Origin of the sequence: Halonotius terrestris (assembly GCF_006861665.1) — an archaeon.
GTDB lineage: Archaea > Halobacteriota > Halobacteria > Halobacteriales > Haloferacaceae > Halonotius > Halonotius terrestris.
The window spans coordinates 177,628-200,679 of the sequence record NZ_RKLU01000004.1 but is presented as its reverse complement, the minus strand read 5'-3'; the positions used below and the strand labels follow the sequence as shown (position 1 = coordinate 200,679).

Below are 23,052 nucleotides of genomic sequence, written 5' to 3'. Positions count from 1 at the left end.
GTGTTGTCGTCGTTAGGTATTGAACGCGCCGGGGTCGGGCTTCGTGCTGACGCGGCCGATCAGCCGGACCACCAGATAGACGACTGGGGTATCAAGCACGGCGATCAGCAGTTTTAGCAGATACTGGCCAGCTATGAGGCCGATGAGCACGTTCCTCGGCAACGCCGAGCCCACGCCGAGCAGCGTCGGCGCGACGTAGAACGCGATCCCGATGAAGATCACCGTATCAATCGCTTGGCTACTCGCCGTCGAGGCGAGGTTCCGCAGCCAGAGTTGGCTCCGACCGGTGAACTCCCGGATTTTGTGGAAGACGATCACGTCCCAGTTCTGGCTGACGAGATACGCCAGCAGGCTCCCCAGCACGATGTTGACGCTGGGCGCGAGCGCGGCCTCGAACGTTTGGGCGAACTCGGGGTTCGCGCCCGGCGCGCGGAGCGTTGAGAACACCAACAACAGGACGACGAAGTTGAGCGCGAAGCCGACGTTGACCATGATCTGGGCGGCGCGTCGGCCATAGAGTTCCGAATAACAGTCGGAGGCGAAAAACGTCAGCGCGTAGGCGAGTGCCGCACCGGGGAGCATAATCGACGCGCCGACGACCGGCAGCTCGGTCGGCAACGGCAGAGCCAACACCTTCGCGGCGGTCAGTTGGGCGGTCACCAGCGCGGCGACGAACAGCCCCAGCAAGGCGACCTGTCCGACTGCCTGCCGGTCGTTGCCACGGCCGGGAGCGAGTTGGCTACTCATCGTCGATCCGCCCCTGTCTGGAGTCGATCTCGTCGAGGAGATCCAGCGTTTTCCGGATCGATGCGCGCACCGCTTCGCTGCGGTTGACGAACTTCCTACCCTCGCCGACGTGGTCGTCGAGGTCCGCGAGGAGTTCGTCGGGCACCTCCACGCTTATCTTAGTCATCGCTGAGTCATCTCTGGAGAATACATTTGAAGCTGTCTACTCCGACCGACCGAACCCCGACGTGACCGCAGCCCAGTGTAGTTACGTCACGAACTCCGCGGGTGGCGCGAGGTTCCGCCGGCCGCCGGCCGTGATGAGGAACAGGATCGCCAGCCCGATCCCGTAGGCCGCCATCAGCGGGACCGTCACGAGGAACATCGTGATGATGTCGGCCGGCGTGAGCAGCGCGCCGACGGAGAGCAGAGCGATCGTGACTTCTCGCCAGCGGTTTCGCATGGCCTGATAGGGCAATCCGGCGCGGTTGAGCAACAGCATCAGGATCGGGATGTCCGCCAGCAGGCCGATGCCCGCGGTCGTGAAGATGATGAGCCAGAAGAAGTCGTTAATGCGGTAGGTGATCCGCATGTTCGCGGCTTGGGCGTCGGCGACGAGATACGAGATGATCTCCGGGGCGACGTAGAGATACCCCAGCAGGAAACCGCCGAACAGGCCGCCGACTAACGAGGCAGTCCAGACGAAGATCATGTGCTGTTTCCCGCGGACGACGCCGAGTTCCCGCAGCGCGGGCCAGGCGTAGTAGGCGACCATCGGCAACACGGCCAGCGCGCCCGCGATCACCGAGAACTTGACCATGAACAGCAGGGCCTCGACGGGGTGTAGCGTAATGATCTCCAAGGTGTTCTCGCCGACGAGTTCCGGCGGCAGTCGGCTCAGGAAGTTCTCGCGGGCCGCGCCGAGACCGCCGACGTAGAACCACGTGAACGTCCCCGCCAGCACGACCATGAACGTCGCCACCAGCCGGAAGGATTTCGACCGCAGGCTGCCGGCGACGAAGGCGATGTCCTTGTAGTAGCCGCCGATGTCGTCGGTGTCTTGCTCGCCATCCGTGAGTTCGTCGAGGAAGGAGTCGCCGGCCCGACTGGCGCGGTCGCCGAGTCCCGGCTCCTCGGCCGCCTCGCCGTCACCCTCGCCATCGGCCTCCTGTGCTGCCTGTCGTGCCTCTTCAGTTTCGTCGAAGCGGTCGAGGATCGCTTGGGCCTTCGCTTGGTCGCCCTCATCGATCGCCGCGCTGGCATACTGCATTGCTTCGTCCTCGGTGAGTTCGATGAACGCCTCCGGCGGTGCCGCCTTGATTCCGGCGGCGTCAAGCGTCGAGAGGTCGATCGCGGTCGGATCCCCGAACTCGCCGTGGGGGTCGACATCGAGTCCGGCGTAGATCAGGTACGCGAGGCCGACGAGTGCGAGGATCGCCGCAACGATGCCGCCGTAGATCGCCATTGCCGTCATCGGATCGGTTCCGAGGCCTTCGCCGGGCGGGAGGATACGGTAGCGGCTATCGATCAGCGGGTATGCTAACACGCTGTTGACGGCGGTTCGCCCGCCGTACTCGTAGAAGGCATACGGGAGGATCGCGCCGACGCCGGCGATCCCAAGCAGGACGTTCCAGTGGCGGCGGATCGTCGGCCGGATCTCGATCTGCTCGCTGCCGCGTTTCGTGGTGACGACGACTTTCGCCAGATAGAGGCTCAGCCCGTAGAGGACGACCAGCGGGATCGCCCACATGATCTGGGTGAAGGGGTCCGGCGGCGAGAAGACCGCACCGAAGACGAAGATGCCGACGACGGCGTGTCGCCACTTGTCCCGGAACGTCTCATACGGGACGATTTCGGCATACGAGAGGCCGGTGATCGCCAGCGGCATCTGTGCCGCAAGGCCGAACGACAGCGTCAGCAGGACGATGAACTCCGTCCACAACACGATCGAGTATCGCGGCGCGAACCCAGCGTCAAACCCGAACTCCGCGAGGAAGCCGAACATGACGGGGAAGAAGACGGCGTAGCCGTAGGCCGCCCCGCCGACGAACAGCGCGGCCGAAAAGAGGCCGATGACCGTGAGTTTCCACCGTGCTGCGGGGAGCTGTGGCCAGTACCCGCGGCGTTTAAGCGCGTCACGCGAGAAATAGAGAAACACCGGTAATGCGAGGATGAGGCCGGCGACAAGGCCGATCTTCGCCTGCAACAGGATCACGTCGAACGGCGTCTGGGCGATGATCTCGAAGCTCTCGCCGACCTCCGCCCGCATGCGGGATTCGGTGACGTTGCGGAGGAAATCCCAGATGTAGAGCCGGAGGGCGTAGAACGTGCCGAGGAAGCCGAGAAGGAAGACGATAAAGACTTTCTGGAGATCCTTCTGGGCCGACCGCAACATCGCCCGGGCGGTTGCGGTCGTTTCGCCGAGCGCTCGCTGCGTATCGTCGTCGAGCGCGCTTGCCATACTCTTACCGAGTCGGCTTGGCGTTATCAACGTTTTCTCTCGGTCCCTGTGGCCGGATAGCGACCACATGGGGTCGACCGCCAACCGAATCAGAAAAGGCATTTACGAACAGGGGAACCTACTTTAACTGAATGGCCGAGCAACCGGACCCCGACGGCGGCGACGACACGCCCGAGCCAGCCGATGGGGAGCCGTCGGCTGTGGACGCCGACGCTGACGCTGAAACCGCCGCCAGCGATGCGGAATCCACCCCTAGCGACGCGGAAACCCACGCAAGCGACGCTGATTCCGCTGCCAGCGATGCGGACGATGTCGCCAGCGACGCAGCCGCCGCCAACGACGGCGACCCCTCGGCGGCCGCCGACGGCGGCACCGGGAGTTCGGTCGGGACCAACGCGCCGACGATCCCGGAGGACAGCGATCCGCAGGTCATCGACGACGGCCTCGATCGGGAGGGGCCGGAATCCGACGAGGAGATGCCGCTGGCCGATCACATCGAGGAGATGATGCGGCGGCTCGCGGCGGTGTTTCTCATCGCCGGAATCGCGCTGGCGATCACGTACCCGTTTTCACCCGAACTCATCAACTACCTCTGGGCGACGCACATCCCCGAGCCGATGGCCAACCGGCCGCGGCTCTACGGTCCGCTTGAGTTCATCCTGACGAAGCTGAAGGTGGCCGGCCTCTCGGGGCTGGTCGTCGGACTGCCGATGTTCGTCTACCAGACCTACCGGTTCATGAAGCCGGGGCTGTACCCGAAGGAGCGACGCTACTACCTCGCGGCCGTGCCGACGAGCCTCATCTTGGGGATCATCGGCGTCCTGTTCGCGCATTTCCTCGTGTTGCCGTTCGTCTTCGCGTACTTCACGACCTACACCGCCGAGGCGGCGGTCATCGCCTTCGGGCTGCAGGAAACGTTCAACCTCATCCTCATCATGATGGGCTGGATGGCGATCATCTTCCAGATTCCGCTGTTCATCATGCTGGCGATCATGATGAACCTCGTCACGCGGCTCTGGCTGGAGTCGAAACGCCTGCTGTTCTGGGGTGCGTTCCTCGGAATCGCGTTCATCTTCAGCCCCGACCCGACCGGGATGGCCCCGATCATCGTCACGCTGACGATGGTCGCCCTCTTCGAGGGAACGCTCGCGCTGCTCCGGTGGACCGGCAACTGATCAGCCAGCTGTTTTCAGCCGCGCTGCCAACTCCTCGGTATCGACGGTGTAGGTGAACGCCTCCTCGCCTTCGATGAGGACGACTGGCACGCGCTCGCCGTAGTCGGTCTCCAGTTCGGGATCATCGTCGATCTCGATCTCGGTGACATCGACCGGCACGTCCGTCTCTTCGCTGACCGTCTCGATTCGTTGGAGAGCGACGCCACAGAGGTGACAGTTCTCCCGGCTGTAAACCGTGATCTCGACTGGCTCGGCCATAGCGAGCGTTGGCGACGCGAGTGGGCAAGCGTTACGACTCGCCCGGCAGTGGGACCGGTATGGCGACACTGGTGTTGGTGCGACACGGCGAGACGATGTGGAACCGCGAGAAGCGGGTGCAGGGATGGGCTCCCGTCAGCCTGACTGCCGAGGGCCACCGCCAAGCCGACGCGCTCGCCGCGGCGATCGACGACCGGTACTCGGTCGACCGCCTCATTAGCTCGGACCTCCGGCGGACGCTGGAAACCGCCCGGCCCATCGGTCGCGCGGTCGGCTGCGAACCGACGCCGGATCGTCGCTGGCGCGAACGGAATTTCGGCGTGTTGCAGGGCCTCGACTACGGCGAGCTATTCTTAGGCTATCCGGAGTTCACGCTCACCGAAGTCGGTTACACGGCCGCCACCGCTCGTCCCGAGGGCGGCGAGAGTCTCATCGATCAGCGCGAGCGTGTCATCGACGCGGTGACGGACCTCGTTGCCGACATGGACGCTGACGAAACTGTTGTCGTTGTCACCCACGGCGGGCCGCTCTATCTCGTCCTTGGCTGGATCAAGGAAATCGACATCGTAGCGACGATCATGGACCAAGAGCAGGGCAACTGCGCGATCAACGAAATCAGGGTCGACAGCGACGGAACGTTCACTGTCGAGCGCGAAAACGACACCCAGCACGTCGATAGCGACACCGAGGAAGACGCCGATAGCAACGAATAGAATTCAGTACTTCGGTTCCGCGCCCGTCACGTCATAGACCGTCTCCATCAGTTCATCACGCTGTCGCTGCCACGCCGCCAACCCGTCGGGGCTGGATGGGTATCGCTCGTAGTGGTCGATTACCTGCTCAGCGACCTGTTTGACCTTGTAGAAATCGAGGATCTGTCGCCAGTAGCCGAAGCTGTTGATCGCGGTTCGGGCTGCCAGCAGCGGGCCCATCGAGGTCTTGCCGTCGTAGAGCGCTTCGGCCAGTTTCTTGCCCGGCAGCGCGGCCAGCAGCCCCATCAGGTCGTCGACGTCGACGGCCGTCGAGAGGATGTTGTACACGTCGAGGCCGGCGTAGCGCGCGCCGAAGTGCTCCATCACGCGCTCGTTGTAGTGCCACAGCGCGTCCTCGCTTACGTCGCCGTCCTCGATGGCCTCGATGGCCTGCTCGGCGGCGTACTGGCCTGCGTAGGCCGCGCCCGCGATCCCGCCGCCGGTCGTCGGATTGACGTGGGCTGCGGCGTCGCCGACGGCCATGTAACCGGGGGCGACCGCCGAATCGTAGATCCGCCGCGTCGGTAATGCCGCGCCGAGTTTGTCGGTCACTTCTGCGTTTTCGAACTCCTCGCGGTCCCGCAGGTCCCGCTTGAGGTCGTCGATCATCTGCATCGGCTCCTCGTTCATCTGGAAACCGAGGCCGGCATTGATTTCCGTGGACGTACGCGGGAAGTACCAGAGGTAGCCCGCGGCGCGTTCGGTCGGTTTGAAGACGAGGGCATCGTCCCACTCGACCTCTTCATCTACTTCGACGATCTCGCGGTAGGCCGAACAGAACTGCGAGTACCGGACATTGGTGTCGAAGGTCGCGTCCTCGAAGTCGGCCTTGTCCTGCAATAGCGAGAGCGCGCCCGCGCCGTCGATTACGACTTCTGCGTCGTACTCGACGGGATCGCCCTTCCGCTTGCCGACGACGCCAGTGACCTGGCCGTCGTCGGTCTGTGTTACGTCGTTGACGACGGTGTCGTAGTGGAGATCCGCACCGGCTTCCGTTGCGCCTTCGATCAGTAGCTTGCCGTATTTGAGGCGGTCGATAACGGCGAGTTCGCCGGGGACCGGGATTTCCAGCACAGTGTCGTGGCTCGGAATCTCGAAGCGGCCGTGATCGACGCCCGTGTTCGTGAAGGCGGGTTCGATCTTCGATTTCGGGATCGCNCNCGGGAANTTGTNCGCNCCTTTNAGCGCGTCNCCNCAGGCGATGTGNCCNGCCTCCTCCTCGTCCTTGCGNTCGATGANNACGGCNTCGAGGCCCGCGTTAGCGATCGTCGCCGCCGCATAGCAGCCGGAGGTACCCGCGCCGACGATGGCAACGTCGTACTCGTGAGTAGTCATTGTGACGACTGAACACCCGAGGGCGAAAACTCTTTATCTCGATGGCTGCCGCCACGTGAAACGCCCTGCCGTCGATTGGCTATCGATCAGCTGTCGATCAGACCGACACTGCCCACACGCGGTAGTCCGCAGGATAGCCGAATGCCTGCTGAAAAACGCTCTCGAAGAACTCGGCCAACCGGTCTTCGTCGGAATGGGTCGTAATTCGGACATGCGTTCCCTCGGCCTCCTCGGGGCTTTCGAGATCGTCGATCCGGAAATCGGGGTACTCGCCGAGTAGCTCTTTCAGGCGGTCGAGTTCGCTGTCCGTGCAATCAAGCGCGACCGTGTTGCTGCCGAACTGAATCCACGGGACCAGTTCGTCGTCGGCGTCGGGTGCCGTCTCGTCGGGTTCGAGCGTGCAGAACTCGCTGCCACGCTCGCGGTGGGCCGTGACGGTCGCGGTGAACAGCTCACGCCGGGCGTCGGCCTCGCTCGCGTCGAATCGGGTCATATCCGCATCGACGACAGCGACGACGAAAACGATTCGGGAGTCAGGCTGGGGCGTCGGCTTGCCACGCGGCGACCAGTTCCTCGGCGGCCTCACGGCTCTCGACTGTTTCGTAGGCGTAGGCGCGGCCGCCCTCGGCCTGATGCAACTGGTCGTACCGTACCGCGAACTGGCCGTCGGCGCGCTCGCGGAGCCGGATCGTCGCATTGCCGTCGGCGCGCTCCCACTCGGTTAGCTCCTCGTCGTCTGTCGTCCGCTCGTACTCCATACCGGCCGGAGGGCTGGCCGGCACTTGCGTCACTCGGTTCGTGCCGCGGCGACGCGCTCGCCGGTGCCGCCCGCGGCCGAGCGGATCGTCGTCCCACACTGGGGGCAGATCGGATAGCCCAACTCGTCGTAGTCGGTAACGCGCTGGGGGCAAACGGTACAGGCCGGGCAGGCGACGGGGTACACCCACTCGAAGTCCATACCCCGACATCCGTGGGATCGGTGGTAAGTACTCGCCGCCTAACGGTCGCTACCGCCGGATTAGACGGAAACTAAAATCGGTGCTGGCTTGGAAGCCGACGCCCGAATTAAAAAACGCCGCTCAGTTACTCGTCGTCGTCGGCCAGCAGGTCGTGTTCGGTAAGGATCTCGTCGAGTTCGTCGAGGGTGTACTGGTGGTATTGTTCGGTGTCGACGTCGATCGTCGCCAGTCCGAGGCCATCAGCCTCCAGTAGTTCGTCGGTCGCCTCCGAGAGCGCGCGGAGTGCGAGTTCGATCCCCTCGTCGAGGGTGAGATCATCCTCGTAGTGTTCTTCGAGGTACTCTCGGATGTCCGAGCGGTTCTCACCGATGGCGAGNGCCTGCCACTCGTAGGGNGTNCCNGAGGGNTCNGTCTCGAANAGCCGCGGCTCNCCGTCCTCGATGCCGCCGACGATGAGCGCGACGCCGAACGGTCGCGCGCCGCCGACCTGCGTGTACTGCTGGATGTGGTCGGTGATGTTCTTCGTCAGCGTCTCGACGCCGACCGGCTCGCCGTATCGGAGTCGGTTCACCTGCGCCTGTCTGCGGGCGAAGTCGATGAGCTGACGCGCGTCCGCGACGTGGCCCGCGCNCGCGATGCCGACGTGGTCGTCGGCCTTGTGGAGCTTCTCGANGNNNGCNGGCTCCATCAGCGGCGAGTGGTTCTGTTTGTCGGCGAGCAGTACGACTCCCTCGGGGGTGCGGACGCCGATGGAGGCCGAGCCGCGTTTGACCGCCTCGCGGGCGTATTCGACCTGGTAGAGCCGCCCGTCGGGCGAGAAGATCGTCGTGCCGCGGTCGTAGGCCTGCTGCTGTTGTTGTCCCTGCATAGCTAGTGTAGATCGAGTTCCGTCGCCGCGACGAACCCCTCGGGCATCGAAATCTCGACGATGTCGTCACGGCGAATCGCCGGCCGTTGGTCGTCCGCGAAGGCGACGGTTTCCTCTACCGAATCTGGGCTCCGGCCGCGTAAATAGCTTTCTTCACAGGCACGCACGGTGCCCGAGATCCCGCGAACGACGAGCCCGATCGGGTCGTCGTCGACGCTGTCGATACAGGCCAGCGCGGCCCGGGCGGCGTCGGTCTCTCCGCGCCGGGTTCGGACGATCGCCTCGCCGACGCCGTCGGCGTACTCGAAGCCGAAGACCGTCAGGTCGGCGTCGGCACTCCCGGCGTCGCCAAGGAGGTTGCCGGCAGCGTACCAGAGCGCGCGCTGGAACGCGCCGCGATCGATCTCGGCGTCCGGTGCCGATTCGATGCCGACGGCGAGATACCGCCACCGCGGTCTGATGTGTTTCGGGAGGTGTTTCATGGCTCGTATCGCCCCCGTCGAACCCCGGGTTCGATGAAGTCCTCGCCCTGTCGCTCCCGGTTGCGGGCGACGATTTCCCCCCACGCTTCAAGACCGGCGGTGATCTGGCTTGCCTCGAAGCCGATCTGTTCGCCGACCGCGCGGAGTTCGCGGGGGGCCCGTAGCTGGCGGTGGGAGTCGGCACCGACGCTGACGACGAACGGCGTGTCGTACTGCTCGACCAGTTCCCGCAGTTTGCGGAGCCGCTGGATCGCCTGCACGCGGCGGCCGCCGCTTGACCGCAGTACGGGGCCGAAGTCGAATTCGACGTGGACGTTGTGGGTTTTGGCTGCCTTGGCGAGAACGTGGTTGAAATCGCCGTCGCCGGTCATCGGACGGCTGAGTACGTCGATCCGGTCGGTCTCGACAGCGTACCGATTCAGTGCGTCGGTGCCGCCACGAACGAGGAGGACGGTGCAGTCACGGCGATGGTTACCGACCGAACCCGCCGCGGATTCGGGATCGGCGGCGTCGATCTCGATCCCGCGGACGGCGTCAACTCCGTAGGGATCGTTGATCGCGTCGGCGTCGAAGTCGGCTTCGCGGGTGCGGACGACGAGGCCGCTGTAGCCGTAGTCGGCGGCCGTGGCAGCCTGCCGGCTGACGGTGCTGTCGCCCGCGGGATACGCTGTGACCGCCTCGTACATGGGTCGCTGTTTGCGAGTGTCCCGTTTGGTCGTTGCGGTCGAAGTGGTGGGTAGCTACTCGCCGATAGAATCAGGATCGTTGACCGCAGCAACGACATCGACCGCGTCGCGGTTGGCGGCCACGTCGTGAACCCGGACGATATCGGCCCCGCGCTCGGCGGCCAGTGCCGTCGCCGCAACCGTTGCTTCGAGGCGGTCGTCCGGCTGGCTGTCGATCTCGCTGAACATGGATTTCCGAGAATGGCCGACGAGCACCGGACAGCCGAGGGCGTCGAACTCGCCAAGGCGATCCAGCAGTTCGAAGCTTTCGGCACTCGTTTTGCCGAAGCCGAGGCCGGGGTCGACGATGATCCGCTCGCGGGGAATGCCGGCTTTCTCGGCGAGGATCAGCCGCTCGTTGAGCACGCCGAGGATGTCCTCGACCACGTCGTCGTAGTCGATTTCCTTGCCGGGGACGACCGGCGCGTCGATGGAGTGCATGAGGATCACCGGCACCTCGCGGTCGGCGACCAACTCCCGCATCGCCGAGTCATCGAGGCCGGTCACGTCGTTGACGATGTCGGCACCGGCGTCGAGGGCAGCCTCGGCGACTTCGGCTTTCCGGGTGTCGATGGAGATGGCGACATCCAACTCCGCGACGGCGTCGATGACGGGCACGACGCGGTCGATCTCCGCCTCGACGCTCACCGGCTCCGCACCGGGGCGGGTGCTCTCGCCGCCGATATCGATGATATCCGCGCCGCTCTCGACGAGGGATTCGGCCTGTTCGATAGCGGCCTCCCGATCGAAGAAGTCGCCGCCGTCGTAGAAGCTGTCGGGCGTAACGTTGAGGATGCCCATGACTGCCGTTCCGTCGTCCCACGGCCTGCTCGGCTCGGCTGACTCCGAGTTTGCATCGCCGACCTCGGACAGGCCCAACTGCTCACGGAGGTCGGCGGCGATCGCGGGGAGGCCGACGCCACACTCCGCAAGCTCCGTCGTCAACGCCCGGAACTCGGCGAGGGTGCCCGAGAGGACGATCTCGTGGCGTTCGCCCGGCGTCGTAACGCCCGAGGACACACAGTCGCCGCCGAGAGCCGGGAACCGCTCGCGCAGGACGGCCGCCTGTCTGTCATCGACCCGCGTCGCAATCGTCCGGTGGACTGTGTCCTCGCGGGTGGCTTCGATGTCCGCGGCTGTCGCGTGAATCCCGTCCAACACCTCGGTCGCTGTTTCGGTGTCGTCGACCCGTTTCGGAATATCGAGCCGCGTCACCGCCGACCGTGCTTCGCCGACGGCGAACAGTGATCCGGTGACGAGTAGGCAGTCGTTTGGACCGACCCGCGTTTCAGCCTTGCTGATGGCGTCGGCGACCGCTTCGCCCGCGGTCACCGACTCGATGCCCTCGTTCTCGAAACAGCGGGCGAGGACGGCCGGGTCTTCGGCGCGGTCGAGGTTCGGACGGCAGGTGATGACGGATGTCGGCGTCGGCAACGCGGCGACCATCTCCGCGTGCGGTTTGTCGTGCATCGCACCGAAGACGACGTGGAGGTCGTCGTACTCGAAGGTCGACAGCGTCTCAGCCACCCGCGCGATGGCGTCGGCGTTGTGCGCGCCGTCGAAGACGGTCAGCGGCGCGGTGTCGAGCACCTCGAACCGTCCCGGCCAGTGGGAGTTGCGCAGTCCCCGGCGCAGGGTGTCGGTGTCGAGGGTGGGCTCGGACTCGATCGATTCGATTGCTTGCCCGGCCAGCGTCGTTGCGATGCCGGCGTTGAGGGCTTGGTGTTCGCCGAGCAGCGCGAGCCGCGCCGAGAGATCGAGCCCGTCGGCGAACGCTGCGGGGTAGTTGACGCCACTGTCGTTGGCATCGGCTCCCGGCATCGTCACCGAAATCTGTGATTCGGTCGTCGTCACGCGACCGTCGTAGCCGACTGTCACGTCGGTTGTCCCGTCCGTCCCGACCGTCAGCACGTCGCCGGCGTCGGCCCGGAGCGCGGCGAGTGCGTCACCGGTCGCGCCGGTCACCAGCGGTGTCTCGCCGTCAGGGGCGACTTTCGCTTTCGTCGTGGCGATCTCCTCGATCGTATCGCCCAAGACGCTCGTATGCTCCAGCGAGACGGTCGTCACACAGCTGGCGACGGGATCGACGACGCTGGTGGCGTCGAACTCGCCGCCGAGGCCGACTTCGAGGACGGCGATATCGACGTCCTGCCGGTCGAAATACCAGATCCCCAGCAGGGTGACAACCTCGAAAAAGGTCAGCGGCTCGCCGTCGGCCGCGCGGTCGATCAGCCACGGTTTCACCCGCTCGACGAACTCGGTGATCGCGCGGTCTGTGATCGGGCGGCCATCGACCTGAATCCGTTCGTTCAGCGTTTCGAGATGGGGCGAGGTGTAGAGGCCGACCGAGTAGCCGGCTTCCCGCAGCACGGACTCGGCCAGCTTCGCCGTGCTGCCCTTCCCGTTGGAGCCGGCGACCTGTACGAACCGGATGTCGCTGCCGGGGTCGTCGAGCTCACCCCGCAGCGCGGCCGCCGACTCGATGCCCGGCCGCACCTGAAACCGGCGGAGGTCGAAGAGGAAGTCCACCGCCTCGTGGTACTCCATACCCGCATATTCCGTCGCCGCCGCTTATGGGTAACGAAGGGGGTCGGCACCGCGGCTGGCGACCCGTGTGTATCGTCGGCTCTTACTCGTCGTCAATGCGAACCCATTCTTCGAGCCGGAAGCGGTCGTACTCCGTCGTCGAGTCGAGTGCCCACTGCTCGCCGTCCCACTCGGGATAGAACGCGTCGCCCTCGTACTCGCTGTGGACGCGGCTCAGGACCATCCGGTCGATGTGGGGTTGAAACAGCTCGTAGATCACCGCGCCACCGATGACGTAAGCGGTGTCGGCACCGAGATTCTCGGCGACGGCGACGGCGTCGTCAACGCCGCTGGCGTGGTGAGCAGTCGAAACGTCGAACTCCTGTTCGCTCCGACTGAGAACGATCTGTGCTGCTCCTGGCAGATCGTCAAGCATCGACTCGTAGGTGACGCGGCCCAGAATAACGGGATCGTCGGCGATCAGCTCGCGGTACTGCTGTTTGTCGGCCGGAATCGACGGCCACGGGAGCTCTCCGTTATCACCGATCACGCGGTTGTCGGCGATGGCGGCGACTGACACGAGGTCCATGAGCGGGGTAGTGACGGTGTCGGGAAAACGGTTTGTCGTGGCGGCTCGCTTAGCTCGGCTCGTTGACCGCGATGTCGCCGTTGGTGGTCGCCGCCGACTCCTCGTTCGGCAGCGAGTAGAGCCGCTTGCGGGCGTCCTGAATGTGCAGGCGTTCCTCGATGAGGCCCTCGTCGGTGAGCGTCGTCAGTGCGTACCGAACTGTCCGGGACGGCAGCAGCGACTCGGTAGCGAGGTCGCCCTGTGTCAGCGGCCCTTCGTATTCGAGCGTTTTGTAGACCAGCTTCGCGCTCGGTGGCATCTCCTGAAGGGTCGTTCGCGTCTCGTCGTCCATGTGTTGGGACAGGTGGCTCAGCGGTTAAACGGTTCGGGGTTGTGCATCGGTCGCGGCCGACCGCGCCGCTGCGTTGCTGGGGGAAGGGATTTCACGACCGCGCTCCTGAATCCGGTAATGCACCGTCGCCAACTGCTGGCCGCCGGCGGGGGCAACCTGCTGGCCGGCCTCGCTGGCTGCAGCGGCCTCGACGGCTCCCTCCTACCCGACGGCACCCGCCATCTGTTCGCCGGCGACACCGTACCGGTCCGGATCGCCGATCAAGGAACGACTGACCACGATGTCGAAACCAACGCCCGGGAGGCCCTCGATTTCTGGACCGCCGAGAGCACACAGTACACCGGCTTCGAGATCGATTTCGAGGTCGTCGAGAGCGACGCCCGGATGGCAATTGAGTACGTCGATTCACCCGAACGCTGCAGCAACGTCGAAAACTACAGCGAGGACGTGCTGGGCTGCGCGCCGCTGATCGAGCCGGGGCAGCGATACAGCGGCACCGCCACCGCCGTCGTCGTCGCCGGCAGCCGGCCCTACGGTCAGATCCTCACGACGACGAAACACGAGATCGGCCACATCCTCGGGCTCAATCACGACGATGCGCCCGCGGAAATCATGTCCAACCGCCCCGAGGACCGCATCCCGCTGTACGCCGAACGGCTCTCGATCTGGGAGCGGAGCCGCGCGGCCAACGATTCGGCCGGCACGGCGACCGACCGGTTCAACGTCGGCATCGACGAGTGGAACAGCGAAGCCTACGCCGACGCTGGCGACACCTTCGGCGACGCGGCCGACGCCTACCGCTCGGCCCGTGAGTCGTTCGCCACTGCCCGCGAGGAGACCGCCGTTTTCGTCGAGTTCCCGCAACCCGAGACGATCGATCTGGAAACGCTTCAGGCGACGCTCGACCGCCTGATCGAGCGGATGGCTCTCGGTGTCGATTTCGCGGGCCTGATGGCCGAGGCGGCCGACGCGGCGGTCGATGGCGACGCGGCGACGGCCAACGCGCGCCGCAGCGACGCGAACGACAGCATCCGCGCGTACAACGATCTCGAACCAACCGAACTCCGCGATATCGCGGTCGCACTTGGCTTAGTGCGTGGCTTCGACCGCGACGAGACTGTCGCTGGCGAGGAAGAGACAATCTGAATCGAAACGGGTCGTCGTTGCAAACGGAGAATCGAGCGACGTCGCTACGGTGCTTCGCCGGTTTCGAGCGTGAAGTCCGCAATCGGGTAGGCCACACAGGTCAGCGTGTAGCCTTCCTCCATTTCCTCGTCGGTGAACGTTTCCTGCTCGTAGTGGACGACGTGGTCCTCGGCGGGGCCGTCCGGAATGAAGCCCGAACAGGAGACACACTGGCCCTGTCGGCAGGCATACGGGAGATCGAACCCTTCGTCTTCGGCCTTATCGAGGATCGTCTCGTTGCTGGCGATCTCGATGGTTTCGCCCTGTTTGGCGAGTTCGATTTCGTGGTACTCAACCTCGTCTTCCGGCATATCCGCCGGGCTCTGTTCTTCGGGTTCGGCCTCTTCGAGCTCGCCGCCCTCGCCACCCTCGCCGCCTTCGATAGCGACCGCACCGCCACCGCCGCCGATGGACCGGTTCATCGGCTCGGGGAACGAGGTTTCGGGCACTGTCGCTGCCCGCGTTTCCAAGATGTCTTGGGAAATGTCGGGGTTGGACTCCCACTCAGTCCCCTTGGCAACGTGCAGGACGACGAAGACCGACACCAAGCCCGCAGCGATGCCGAACGCCACAAGGTCAACCATACACGGAGGTTGGGAATCGGGGGTTAATTAAGTTACGAGGTTCCGCTTCGGCCGCCGGCAGACGGAATCGGCGCGCTCAGCGGGGTAGATCCGTCGCCGTGTCGGTCCCTGTCCATCCTCTTGTAACCGGTCCAGTTACGAGCGGCCGGCTGGGTGGGGTGGTCGATAGGAGTAGCTTCCACGCCCCGCTGTCTGCCCGTCTTTACGTCATACGGGAATGTCCGCGTAGTAGTTGTCACTCCAGTTCGAAGACGAGGACTTCCCAACTGTCGTGTGACTCACTGTCGTCGTAGACCCAGCTCCCTCGGACGTCGATGTCGTTTGCGGCGGCTGTGGCAAGCAGCTCACCGAGAGCCGTTTCGAACTCGGGCGGGGTTGTAACTGATTCCGTCCATGGGGTGTCGCTCATTCCCTCACACCGAACCGCTGCCGGAGCGTGGACCGCTGTGTCCCGCCGACAGCGTGCTGCCCGCCGACAGCGTGCTGCCCGGCGACCGAACAACGGATTCCGCGCCCGCCCGTCTTGATCATCATATATTGTAACAGGTCGCCAGTGGGATATGTATACCGATAACCATGGTGTATCATGGTGTGGCTGTGAACGCTGGTAGTCACACAGCGAGGGTTTAACCCGATACCTATCTACACACTCACATGAGCGTGATCACCGAACTGGCACTTCCCACGGGGGCGTTTCAGCTCGGCCGGATGCTATCCCGGGTGGGTGATATACAGGTGACTCTCGAGACGCTGCTCCCCTTCGGTGATCGCTCAGTACTGTTGTTTCACACCTCCGCTCCCACCCGCGAGTCGTTCGAAGCATACGTCCGGACACAGCCGTCGGTAGCCGAACTTACCGTCGTCAGTGTTCACGACGACAGGACGCTGTATCGGTTGGACTGGACGCCCGACGATCATACCTTCCTCGATAGCGTGCTGTCGCTGGACGGTCACGTGCTTGAGGCGACAGGCGGACTGGACACGTGGGTGTTCAAGCTCCGGTTTCGCTCCCACGACGCGTTCTCGTCGTTTCAGGAGGCCTGTTCTAAGGCGGACCACCCGATTGATGTCCGGCGCATTTACAACCCAACCACCCCCGACGCAGGCCCGTGGCACGGGCTGACGAAGCCGCAACACGAGACGCTCAGATACGCCGTCGAAAATGGCTACTACTCGCTGCCCCGGGAGATTTCAACGCAGGAGATCGCCGACGAGTTCGGAATCTCCGATCAAGCGGTCTCAGAGCGACTCAGACGCGCGATCGAGACGCTGGTGCTGACCACGCTGCTGCCCGAAGCCGAGGAGTAAAACGCGTTGTGGTCGGGTGGTGGCACTCACACCGATCCTGTCATCCGTTCCGCGCGATGTGATGCCGTCCGAACCCATAGCGGAGCCGGTTGGCGAGTCGCCGAGAGAACCGGCCTTCGTTCCGACTGTCGAACCGCTCGGCCAGTGCCTGGTAGATCAGTGGCACCGGCACCTCCTGTTCGAGTGCTTCCTCGACAGTCCACGTCCCGGTTGAGCCGCCGGCGACGTGATCCGCCACGTCGCCGAGATCGCTGCCCTCCTCGATGAAGGCCTCTTCACATAGCTCCAACAACCACGAGCGGATCACCGCGCCGTTGTTCCACGTGCGGGCGACGGATTCCAGATCGAGATCGTAGCGGCCGTCGGCCAGTAGCTCGAACCCTTCGCCGTAGGCCTGCATGAGCGCGTACTCGACGCCGTTATGAACCATTTTGACGTAGTGACCCGCGCCNGNNGGNCCCATCCGGTCGTGNCCGTCCGNNCCGGTNGCGACGGCGTCGAAGACNGGCNNGAGNTCNTCGTAGGCNNNCTNNGGNCCNCCGACCATCAGCGAGAAGCCGNNCTCCGCGCNNGCNGGGCCGCCGCTGGTCCCGCAGTCGAGATAGGCGGCCGAGCAGGCCTCCGCGCGCTCGACCGATCGCTGGAACTTGGAGTTGCCGCCGTCGACAATGACGTCCTCGCCGTCGAGGTATGGATCGATATCGTCGAGCGTCGCATCGACCGCTTTGCCCGCCGGAACCATGAGCCAGATCCGTTTCTCGTCGCCGAGTGTGTCGGCGAGATCGCCGATCGAGTCGGCCGCCGTTGCCCCCGCGTCGGCCGCGCCCGCGACCGCTTCGTCGTCGAGATCGAACGCGACAACGTCGTGGCCGGCCGCCAGCGTCCGGTCGACAACGATCCGCCCCATCCGTCCGAGACCGATTACGCCGAGTTGCATACCGAGTCGAATACGACGGGGTGAGGTAGGGGTTTTGATTGTAGCCCGGCGCAGCGCGCTGTCGGCCCGCTGTGAGGACCGAAGCTATAGGCCTCCGCCATCGACACGGCGTATGGACGACCGAATCCGCGAGCATGCCGCGATCCTCGTTGACTGGAGTGCCCGCGTCGACCCCGGCGACAACGTCGTCGTCAGCGTTGCTGACGGTGCTCACGATCTCGCGGTCGCCGTCGCCGAAGTCCTCGGTGAGCGCGACGCGAACCTCGTGGCGACCTACGACGCAGCCGAACTGACCCGCGCCTATCTCCGTGCCCGCAGCGACGACAGCAATGACAGCGACGACAGCGATGCCGACAGCACTCCTCCTGCGTTCGACGCCGACCCAGCCTACGAACTCGCGTTACTCGAAAAGGCGGATGTCTACCTCCGACTCGACGCCGGCCACAACACGGCCGCGACCGCCGACGTGCCGGGCCCGACCCGGCAGGCCTACCGCCGCTCACGCACCGCGATCCGCGAAGCGCGGATGGACACCGACTGGGTTTCGACGGTCCACCCGACCCGGTCGCTCGCCCAGCAGGCCGGGATGGCCTTCGAGGCCTACCAGGATTTCGTCTACGACGCCGTCCTCCGCGACTGGGAGAGCCTGGCTGACGAAATGGCCCAACTGAAAACGATCCTCGATGCGGGCAGCGAAGTTCACATCGAGACCGGCGAGACCGACCTCTGGCTGTCGATCGAGGGCCGCACGGCAGTCAACAGCGCGGCCTCCGTCGCCTACGACTCCCATAACCTCCCCTCGGGCGAGGTGTTCACCGCGCCGGCCGACGCCGAGGGAACTGTCCTGTTCGATATCCCGATGACCGTCGACGGCACTCGCCTCCAAGATGTGCGATTCACCTTCGAGGACGGCGATGTCGTCGATTTCGCGGCCGAACAGGGCGAGGCGGTAATCGCGGAAATCCTCGATACTGACGCGGGAGCCCGCCGGCTGGGCGAACTCGGGATCGGGATGAATCGCGGAATCGACCGCGTGACCGATCGGATTCTCTTCGACGAAAAAATGGCCGAAACCGTCCACCTCGCGGTCGGCCGCGCCTACGACGCCTGCCTGCCCGACGGCGAAACCGGCAACGAGTCGGCCGTCCACACCGACCTCCTAACGGATATGAGCGAAAACAGCCGGCTGGCGGTCGACGATGAAACGATCCAGCGGAACGGCCGCTTCCGCTGGGAAGAAGGGTTTGCGACTGACTCGACCTGAGACCGACGCTCCGTTCGCGCTGGTGGAACCGACGCCTCGAATTACGTCCCGCGCTGGCGACGAACCGCCCACTCCTCTTTCGAGACGACGTACAGCAGCACTTCCGTCGTCAGTTCGGTTTCTACGTCCTCTTGGTCAGCTATCGAGTAGTGGATCGCGCGGTCGACGACGCGGAAACTTCCGTCCTCCTCGCCGCGTGGGTGTTCGGTTTCGTCGCCGGCACTGTCGCCAAACTGGAAGTTCTGGAGGCTCACGAGGTCGCCGACACCGGGAATCGGCGGCGACTCCGCGGAGACGGCCCCGATCTCCTGTTCGGTGTCGTCGTCGAGGAGGACGATCTCCGTCTGGTCGGTTTGCTGGTCGTCGGTCGGTTTGCCGAGCGTCGCTTCGTCAGCCATGGCTAGCCCAATACAAATGTCGTAATTAAATCATTGGAATTAGCTAATAGGTCAGCACCGCGAGCAACCGGATCGACCGACCTATTCGGACGATTCGGGCGTGTGCGTGTGTCCGCAGTTCGGACACTCGACTTCCTCGCTGCGGAGCTCCGCGCTCTGCTGGCGAACGTCCCGCATCACCGACGAAATCCGCTCCTCGGCGTCGAGNTCCTCNNCGACNGAGAGNTCGACCCCCTCGACCTCGAGGAGGAACTTCGCGATCTCCGTCACCTCGTACATCAGGTCGTCGAGCTCCTCGGCGGTGAAGAAGTCGCACATTGCCCCGTAGAGGAACGTCGCACCGGCCTTCCGAACCTTCCCCTCGAAGGAGGCNCGCGCCTGATTGACCGCCTGNGGNNNGTAGGTGTCCGTCATGAACGGGACGAGTTCGGGGAGGTTCTCTCCGATCTTCGTCATCTCGACGCCCGTCTCGGTGCGGAAATCCGCACAGAGCCGCGCGATCGCCCACTCGCGAGCCGTGATGTACGTCCGGTCGCGGAGGAACTCGTTNNCNCGGTCGTANNNCGCGCCGTCNATCTTCGTAAACCGCTCGTATTTGCGAACGTCGGCCGGAACCTCGTCGTCCGCCGCTGGCTCGTCATCAGCGTCCGCTTCCGGTTCGTCGTCAACGTTCGGCTCGTCAGCGGCTGGCGGTTCGTCATCGACACCACCAACTGCGGGTTCCTCGACAGCGTCACCTGTCTCCTCGTCGTCGGCACCACCGGCCGCCGGGTCGGTTGCCTCGCCGGCTGTGGGCTCGTCGTCCATAGCGGCCCTCCGGACGGCCGGCGGAAAAACATTGCGTGGGCAGGCGGACGGAGACGTCCCTGACAGGCAACGCTTTTGCCGGCGCGCGGTGAGAACTGGCGTAATGGATGTACTGGTAGGGATCGGGAGCCCCGACGAGTCGGTCGCCGCCCTCGAACGGACGGCCACACGGGCGGCGGCGACCGGCGACGATGTGACCGTCGCTATCGTCGGCGACCACGCCGACGCGGCCCGCGAGGCACTCGAAGCCGACGCTCGCGCGGTCGCTGACGACGCCGGCATCGACGTGTCGATCCGCCACGTCGAGGGCGACCCGGGGAGTCAGTTGGTCGATATCGCTGAGGCCGAAGGGTTCGAGGAGTTAGTCATCGGCGGTGGCTCCGAGAGTCCGATGGGGAAGATCACGATCGGGTCGACAGCTGAGTTCGTGCTGCTGAACGCACATACGACGGTGACTTTGGTTCGATGACTTCCGAGCGACGCTATCCGGACGAGATCTCCGGGCCGTTCCCGACGCCGCCGCGGGAGTTCACCGACGGCGAGGACCGCGAGATCGAGATCCGTCCGTACGACGGCTCCGACGCAGAGTACGAATCCCTCTCCGAGATGTACGTCGAATTCGATCCCGAGGATCGCGCACAGGGGATCCCGCCGGGCAAGGAGTCCCGCATCCGGACGTGGCTCGACGGCATCCTCGCCGACGACTGTTACAACATCATCGCGTGGGACGGCGACACGGCTGCCGGTCACGCGACGCTCGTCCCTGACACCGACGGCGACCACTTCGAGTTGGCTATCTTCGTCCTGCAGGACTACCAGCAGGCCGGTATCGGCACCAACCTCATCAAATCGCTGCTTGGCTACGGGAAAAGCGTCGGCATCACGAAAGTCTGGCTCACCGTCGAGCGGTGGAACCATCCGGCCGTCTCGCTGTACAAGAAGGTCGGCTTCGAGACGACCGGCGCGGAGAACTTCGAACTCGAAATGGCGATCCGGATCGGCGACGACGAGGAATAGCCCGAACCCTGCGAGAATTACACCGACAGCACGGGCTGGCTGGCGTACTGGAGGACGTACTCGGCTGTTTTTTCCAACACGTCGCTGTCGGCGTCGGCTGCGGGCTCTCGCGGGATGACGACGAAATCAGCATCCAGTTCCTCGGCCGTATCGAGAACGACGCTGCCGGGGTGGAGCGTCTTGATTTCCTTCGAGAACCCTTGGACGACTGAGGTCGACAGCGACACGTCGGCCTCGCCGGCGATTTCGCGGACGATATCGCCGAAGGCTTCGGTGTCGTCAGCGACCTCGTCGGCGGCGACCGCGCCGCTGTCCATCCCGCGGACGGTCGGCTCGCCGAGGACGTAGACCGCGTGGACGGTCGCGTCGTATCGGTCGGCGACCCCGACCGCGTACTCGACGGCCGTCCGGGACTCGTCGCTCCCGTCGACGGGGACGATCACGAGGTCGACTTCGAGTTCCGCCATACCGGACCAACCCCCGGCGGCCACAAAAACACTCCCTTCCGTCGCCGCCGGAGGAGCGGGTTTTTACTTTCGGCCCCCGAACCCGCAGCTATGTTCGAGACGATTGTGGTCGCAACCGACGGCTCCGAGAGCGTCAGCCGGGCGGTCTCGGTCGCCCTCGATCTCGCCGCGCGGTTCGACGCCAGCGTCCACGCGCTGTCCGTGATCGACACCACTGAGGTCGATTCCTCGCCGGAGTCCGTCCGCACTGACCTCCGTGAGGCCCTCACCACGCAGGCAGACGAGGCCCTTGCGGTCGTCACAGCCGACACCGATCAGCCGGTGACGACGGCGGTGCGGGAAGGGCGACCAGCCGACGAGATCACCGAGTACGCTGCCGCGGTCGACGCCGACATGGTCGCCACCGGGACGCGCGGCCGCCACGGCGAAAACCGGTTTTTGCTCGGTAGTGTCGCCGAGCGCGTCGTCCGCACCTGTCCGGTCCCGGTGTTGACGGTTCGGCAACTCTCGGACGCCGAAGCGGCCTGATCCCTCAGCCTCGCGGCGAACACCGGAGAGTTTTCACCGTCGCCGACGGAGTCGCCTCCATGGACGACGATCTCATCGACAGCAGCGAACTCCCGCTCGAACGCCGGTCAGTACTCCCTGGCACCGGCTTCTTCTATCCTGACTCTCTCGACGAAGACCGCAGCGAGGAGCGAGCCAAAGCGGCCATCGACGGCGCGGACGCGGTTGTCGTTACCGACTCCGACGCCGACGGCCTCGGCTGTGTCGCGCTCATTCGGGAGCTGTACGACGCCGCGCTCGATGTCGAGCCGTTTCTCGACGATATCGAGGCACGGCTCGCTGACGATGACGGTGGCGCGGTCGACAGTACGATGGACGACACGGACGATGCGGATGCTGAGGCCGCCGACACGCCGGACTCCGCGGTCGGCCTCATCGCCGCCGGGCCGCACTCGCTGACCGAATCGCTGGAGTACGTCGCCGCCTACGCCGAGCCGGGACTCGACGTTTACGTCTGCGATATCGCGCCCGATGAGTACGCCTCAATCGCCGAGCCGCTGGAAGCCGTCCTCGATCTGAGCGACCGCGTCGCGTGGTATGATCACCACCAGTGGCCCGAGGAGGCCGCCGATGGCGTCCGCGATGCCGGCGTTGATCTCGTCGTCGGCGACTCCGACGAGGAGTGCAGCACGGACGTGACGCTCCGCTCGCTGGACTACGAGTTCCAGGATCGCTTCACCGAGTTGGCCGCAGTCACGCGGGATCACGACCTCTGGATCAACGACGATCCCCGCAGCAAGGATTTGGCCGACTACGCCTTCTGGACTGATGCCGAGGAGTACGCCGCCGTCGTCGGGGCGTATGGCGCGTCGCTCCCGCAGCCAGTCACCGACTACATCAGCCACCGCCGCGTCAGAAAGAACCAGCTCATCGAAAAGGCAGTCGACCGCGCGGCCTACAAATCGGTCGGCCCGTGGACGGTCGGCGTCACCTACGGCCGCTGCTCCCAGAACGAGGTCGCCGACGAATTGCAGGCCGCGGGCGCGGACGCCGCGGTCATCGTCAAACCCTCCGGCAGCGCGAGCATCCGCGGCGGCGAGAACTTCGAGCAGGCCCATCTGGTCGCCCGGCAGGTCAACGGCGGCGGCCACCCGAAAGCGGCGGGCTGTAAACCCGACATCTACGACGACATGATGGATTACGCCTACCACTGGACGACGAAGGGTGAGACGACGAAACGCGTGATCCTACAGGCCTTCGAGCGCGTCGCCGAGGAGATGGCCGCAGACGACGAAAGCGAGGGCGACGACGCGGACGCCGACGCGGACGACGAGGCCGACCAGTAGTGACGATCGGGGTAGCTCCCTTGTGATGAATCCCTGAGACTTATT

At 64.9% G+C, this 23,052-nt stretch carries 30 protein-coding genes; 9 read left to right on the top strand and 21 right to left on the bottom strand.

The genetic code is table 11. The features are described 5' to 3' along the window. Positions 1–12: 12 nt before the first annotated feature. The 3 genes from EGH24_RS10600 to tatC (EGH24_RS10590) form a co-directional block, all read right to left on the bottom strand. Entirely contained in the window at positions 13–747 is a 735-nt protein-coding gene (locus tag EGH24_RS10600) for a queuosine precursor transporter (protein ID WP_142980114.1), read from the bottom strand. Then, entirely contained in the window at positions 740–913 is a 174-nt protein-coding gene (locus EGH24_RS10595; RefSeq protein WP_142980113.1) for a CopG family ribbon-helix-helix protein, read from the bottom strand. The genes EGH24_RS10600 and EGH24_RS10595 overlap by 8 nt, the downstream gene beginning before the upstream one ends. An 81-nt stretch (positions 914–994) precedes the next feature. Next, positions 995–3,187 carry a twin-arginine translocase subunit TatC gene (gene tatC, locus EGH24_RS10590; protein ID WP_142980112.1) on the bottom strand — a complete coding sequence of 731 codons (2,193 nt, stop codon included), beginning with the start codon at positions 3,185–3,187 and terminating at the stop codon, positions 995–997. Positions 3,188–3,318: 131 nt separating this feature from the next. On the opposite strand from tatC (EGH24_RS10590), the gene tatC (EGH24_RS10585) reads away from it, so the two are divergent. After that, positions 3,319–4,362: a twin-arginine translocase subunit TatC gene (tatC, locus tag EGH24_RS10585; protein WP_142980111.1), complete on the top strand. Its 1,044-nt coding sequence runs from the start codon at positions 3,319–3,321 to the stop codon at positions 4,360–4,362. On the opposite strand, the gene EGH24_RS10580 is transcribed toward tatC (EGH24_RS10585), so the two are convergent. After that, positions 4,363–4,620 (bottom strand): glutaredoxin family protein, encoded by a 258-nt coding sequence (locus EGH24_RS10580; RefSeq protein WP_142980110.1) that lies wholly within the window; start codon positions 4,618–4,620, stop codon positions 4,363–4,365. 59 nt (positions 4,621–4,679) lie between these two features. On the opposite strand from EGH24_RS10580, the gene EGH24_RS10575 reads away from it, so the two are divergent. Next, entirely contained in the window at positions 4,680–5,333 is a 654-nt protein-coding gene (locus tag EGH24_RS10575; protein ID WP_142980109.1) for a histidine phosphatase family protein, read from the top strand. Between the two features lie 3 nt (positions 5,334–5,336). Here EGH24_RS10575 and EGH24_RS10570 read toward each other — a convergent pair whose 3' ends face one another. The 10 genes from EGH24_RS10570 to EGH24_RS10530 form a co-directional block, all read right to left on the bottom strand. Further along, on the bottom strand, positions 5,337–6,707 hold the full coding sequence (locus EGH24_RS10570) for a geranylgeranyl reductase family protein (protein WP_142980108.1): 1,371 nt from the start codon (positions 6,705–6,707) through the stop codon (positions 5,337–5,339). A gap of 97 nt (positions 6,708–6,804) precedes the next feature. Then, the gene (locus EGH24_RS10565) at positions 6,805–7,200 is read right to left on the bottom strand and encodes a hypothetical protein (protein ID WP_142980107.1); all 396 of its coding nucleotides are present in this window, start codon (positions 7,198–7,200) and stop codon (positions 6,805–6,807) included. Between the two features lie 40 nt (positions 7,201–7,240). Further along, complete coding sequence (locus EGH24_RS10560; RefSeq protein WP_142980106.1) at positions 7,241–7,465, bottom strand: DUF7543 family protein; 225 nt, start codon at positions 7,463–7,465, stop codon at positions 7,241–7,243. 29 nt (positions 7,466–7,494) lie between these two features. Further along, positions 7,495–7,665 carry a hypothetical protein gene (locus EGH24_RS15400; RefSeq protein ID WP_185903303.1) on the bottom strand — a complete coding sequence of 57 codons (171 nt, stop codon included), beginning with the start codon at positions 7,663–7,665 and terminating at the stop codon, positions 7,495–7,497. Between the two features lie 125 nt (positions 7,666–7,790). Next, on the bottom strand, positions 7,791–8,534 hold the full coding sequence (gene psmA, locus EGH24_RS10555; protein ID WP_142980105.1) for an archaeal proteasome endopeptidase complex subunit alpha: 744 nt from the start codon (positions 8,532–8,534) through the stop codon (positions 7,791–7,793). Between the two features lie 2 nt (positions 8,535–8,536). Beyond that, entirely contained in the window at positions 8,537–9,016 is a 480-nt protein-coding gene (locus EGH24_RS10550) for an Rpp14/Pop5 family protein (RefSeq protein WP_142980104.1), read from the bottom strand. Then, positions 9,013–9,702, bottom strand: a complete 690-nt coding sequence (locus EGH24_RS10545; RefSeq protein WP_142980103.1) for an RNase P subunit p30 family protein — start codon at positions 9,700–9,702, stop codon at positions 9,013–9,015. Before EGH24_RS10545 ends, EGH24_RS10550 begins: the two co-directional genes overlap by 4 nt. Positions 9,703–9,756: 54 nt before the next feature. Then, positions 9,757–12,288 carry a dihydropteroate synthase gene (gene folP, locus EGH24_RS10540; protein ID WP_142980102.1) on the bottom strand — a complete coding sequence of 844 codons (2,532 nt, stop codon included), beginning with the start codon at positions 12,286–12,288 and terminating at the stop codon, positions 9,757–9,759. Positions 12,289–12,370: 82 nt separating this feature from the next. Then, positions 12,371–12,856 carry a dihydrofolate reductase gene (locus EGH24_RS10535; RefSeq protein ID WP_142980101.1) on the bottom strand — a complete coding sequence of 162 codons (486 nt, stop codon included), beginning with the start codon at positions 12,854–12,856 and terminating at the stop codon, positions 12,371–12,373. A 49-nt stretch (positions 12,857–12,905) separates the two neighbouring features. Beyond that, a complete protein-coding gene (locus tag EGH24_RS10530) occupies positions 12,906–13,187 on the bottom strand; it encodes a helix-turn-helix domain-containing protein (RefSeq protein WP_142980100.1) in 282 nt (93 codons plus the stop codon). 117 nt (positions 13,188–13,304) lie between these two features. Here EGH24_RS10530 and EGH24_RS10525 point away from each other — a divergent pair, with 117 nt between their 5' ends. Continuing rightward, positions 13,305–14,333 carry a matrixin family metalloprotease gene (locus EGH24_RS10525; protein ID WP_142980099.1) on the top strand — a complete coding sequence of 343 codons (1,029 nt, stop codon included), beginning with the start codon at positions 13,305–13,307 and terminating at the stop codon, positions 14,331–14,333. Positions 14,334–14,377: 44 nt separating this feature from the next. Here the strand turns inward: EGH24_RS10525 and EGH24_RS10520 are convergent, their stop codons facing one another. The 3 genes from EGH24_RS10520 to EGH24_RS15780 form a co-directional block, all read right to left on the bottom strand. Next, a complete protein-coding gene (locus EGH24_RS10520) occupies positions 14,378–14,956 on the bottom strand; it encodes a 2Fe-2S iron-sulfur cluster-binding protein (RefSeq protein WP_142980098.1) in 579 nt (192 codons plus the stop codon). Positions 14,957–15,191: 235 nt separating this feature from the next. Next, the gene (locus EGH24_RS15395) at positions 15,192–15,365 is read right to left on the bottom strand and encodes a hypothetical protein (RefSeq protein WP_185903302.1); all 174 of its coding nucleotides are present in this window, start codon (positions 15,363–15,365) and stop codon (positions 15,192–15,194) included. Then, positions 15,362–15,490, bottom strand: coding sequence for a hypothetical protein (locus EGH24_RS15780; RefSeq protein WP_281284936.1), 129 nt, complete (start codon positions 15,488–15,490; stop codon positions 15,362–15,364). The genes EGH24_RS15395 and EGH24_RS15780 overlap by 4 nt, the downstream gene beginning before the upstream one ends. Before the next feature lie 120 nt (positions 15,491–15,610). On the opposite strand from EGH24_RS15780, the gene EGH24_RS10515 reads away from it, so the two are divergent. Then, positions 15,611–16,264: a helix-turn-helix domain-containing protein gene (locus EGH24_RS10515; RefSeq protein WP_142980097.1), complete on the top strand. Its 654-nt coding sequence runs from the start codon at positions 15,611–15,613 to the stop codon at positions 16,262–16,264. 40 nt (positions 16,265–16,304) lie between these two features. On the opposite strand, the gene EGH24_RS10510 is transcribed toward EGH24_RS10515, so the two are convergent. Then, positions 16,305–17,201, bottom strand: coding sequence for a decarboxylating 6-phosphogluconate dehydrogenase (locus EGH24_RS10510; RefSeq protein ID WP_142980096.1), 897 nt, complete (start codon positions 17,199–17,201; stop codon positions 16,305–16,307). 112 nt (positions 17,202–17,313) lie between these two features. Between EGH24_RS10510 and EGH24_RS10505 the strand changes: the two genes are divergently transcribed. Then, positions 17,314–18,465 (top strand): aminopeptidase, encoded by a 1,152-nt coding sequence (locus tag EGH24_RS10505; RefSeq protein ID WP_142980095.1) that lies wholly within the window; start codon positions 17,314–17,316, stop codon positions 18,463–18,465. Between the two features lie 41 nt (positions 18,466–18,506). Here EGH24_RS10505 and EGH24_RS10500 read toward each other — a convergent pair whose 3' ends face one another. Both EGH24_RS10500 and EGH24_RS10495 read right to left on the bottom strand, forming a co-directional pair. Continuing rightward, positions 18,507–18,863, bottom strand: a complete 357-nt coding sequence (locus tag EGH24_RS10500; protein WP_142980094.1) for a hypothetical protein — start codon at positions 18,861–18,863, stop codon at positions 18,507–18,509. Positions 18,864–18,944: 81 nt separating this feature from the next. Continuing rightward, on the bottom strand, positions 18,945–19,670 hold the full coding sequence (locus tag EGH24_RS10495; RefSeq protein WP_142980093.1) for a DUF5806 family protein: 726 nt from the start codon (positions 19,668–19,670) through the stop codon (positions 18,945–18,947). 103 nt (positions 19,671–19,773) lie between these two features. Here EGH24_RS10495 and EGH24_RS10490 point away from each other — a divergent pair, with 103 nt between their 5' ends. Together EGH24_RS10490 and EGH24_RS10485 are read left to right on the top strand one after the other, a co-directional pair. After that, a complete protein-coding gene (locus EGH24_RS10490; RefSeq protein ID WP_142980092.1) occupies positions 19,774–20,139 on the top strand; it encodes a universal stress protein in 366 nt (121 codons plus the stop codon). After that, positions 20,136–20,687, top strand: coding sequence for a GNAT family N-acetyltransferase (locus EGH24_RS10485; protein ID WP_142980091.1), 552 nt, complete (start codon positions 20,136–20,138; stop codon positions 20,685–20,687). Before EGH24_RS10490 ends, EGH24_RS10485 begins: the two co-directional genes overlap by 4 nt. Positions 20,688–20,704: 17 nt before the next feature. Here EGH24_RS10485 and EGH24_RS10480 read toward each other — a convergent pair whose 3' ends face one another. Beyond that, positions 20,705–21,154, bottom strand: coding sequence for a universal stress protein (locus tag EGH24_RS10480; protein WP_142980090.1), 450 nt, complete (start codon positions 21,152–21,154; stop codon positions 20,705–20,707). Between the two features lie 90 nt (positions 21,155–21,244). Here EGH24_RS10480 and EGH24_RS10475 point away from each other — a divergent pair, with 90 nt between their 5' ends. Further along, positions 21,245–21,682: a universal stress protein gene (locus tag EGH24_RS10475; protein WP_142980089.1), complete on the top strand. Its 438-nt coding sequence runs from the start codon at positions 21,245–21,247 to the stop codon at positions 21,680–21,682. A gap of 59 nt (positions 21,683–21,741) precedes the next feature. Continuing rightward, complete coding sequence (locus EGH24_RS10470) at positions 21,742–23,007, top strand: DHH family phosphoesterase (RefSeq protein WP_142980088.1); 1,266 nt, start codon at positions 21,742–21,744, stop codon at positions 23,005–23,007. Positions 23,008–23,052: the final 45 nt, after the last annotated feature.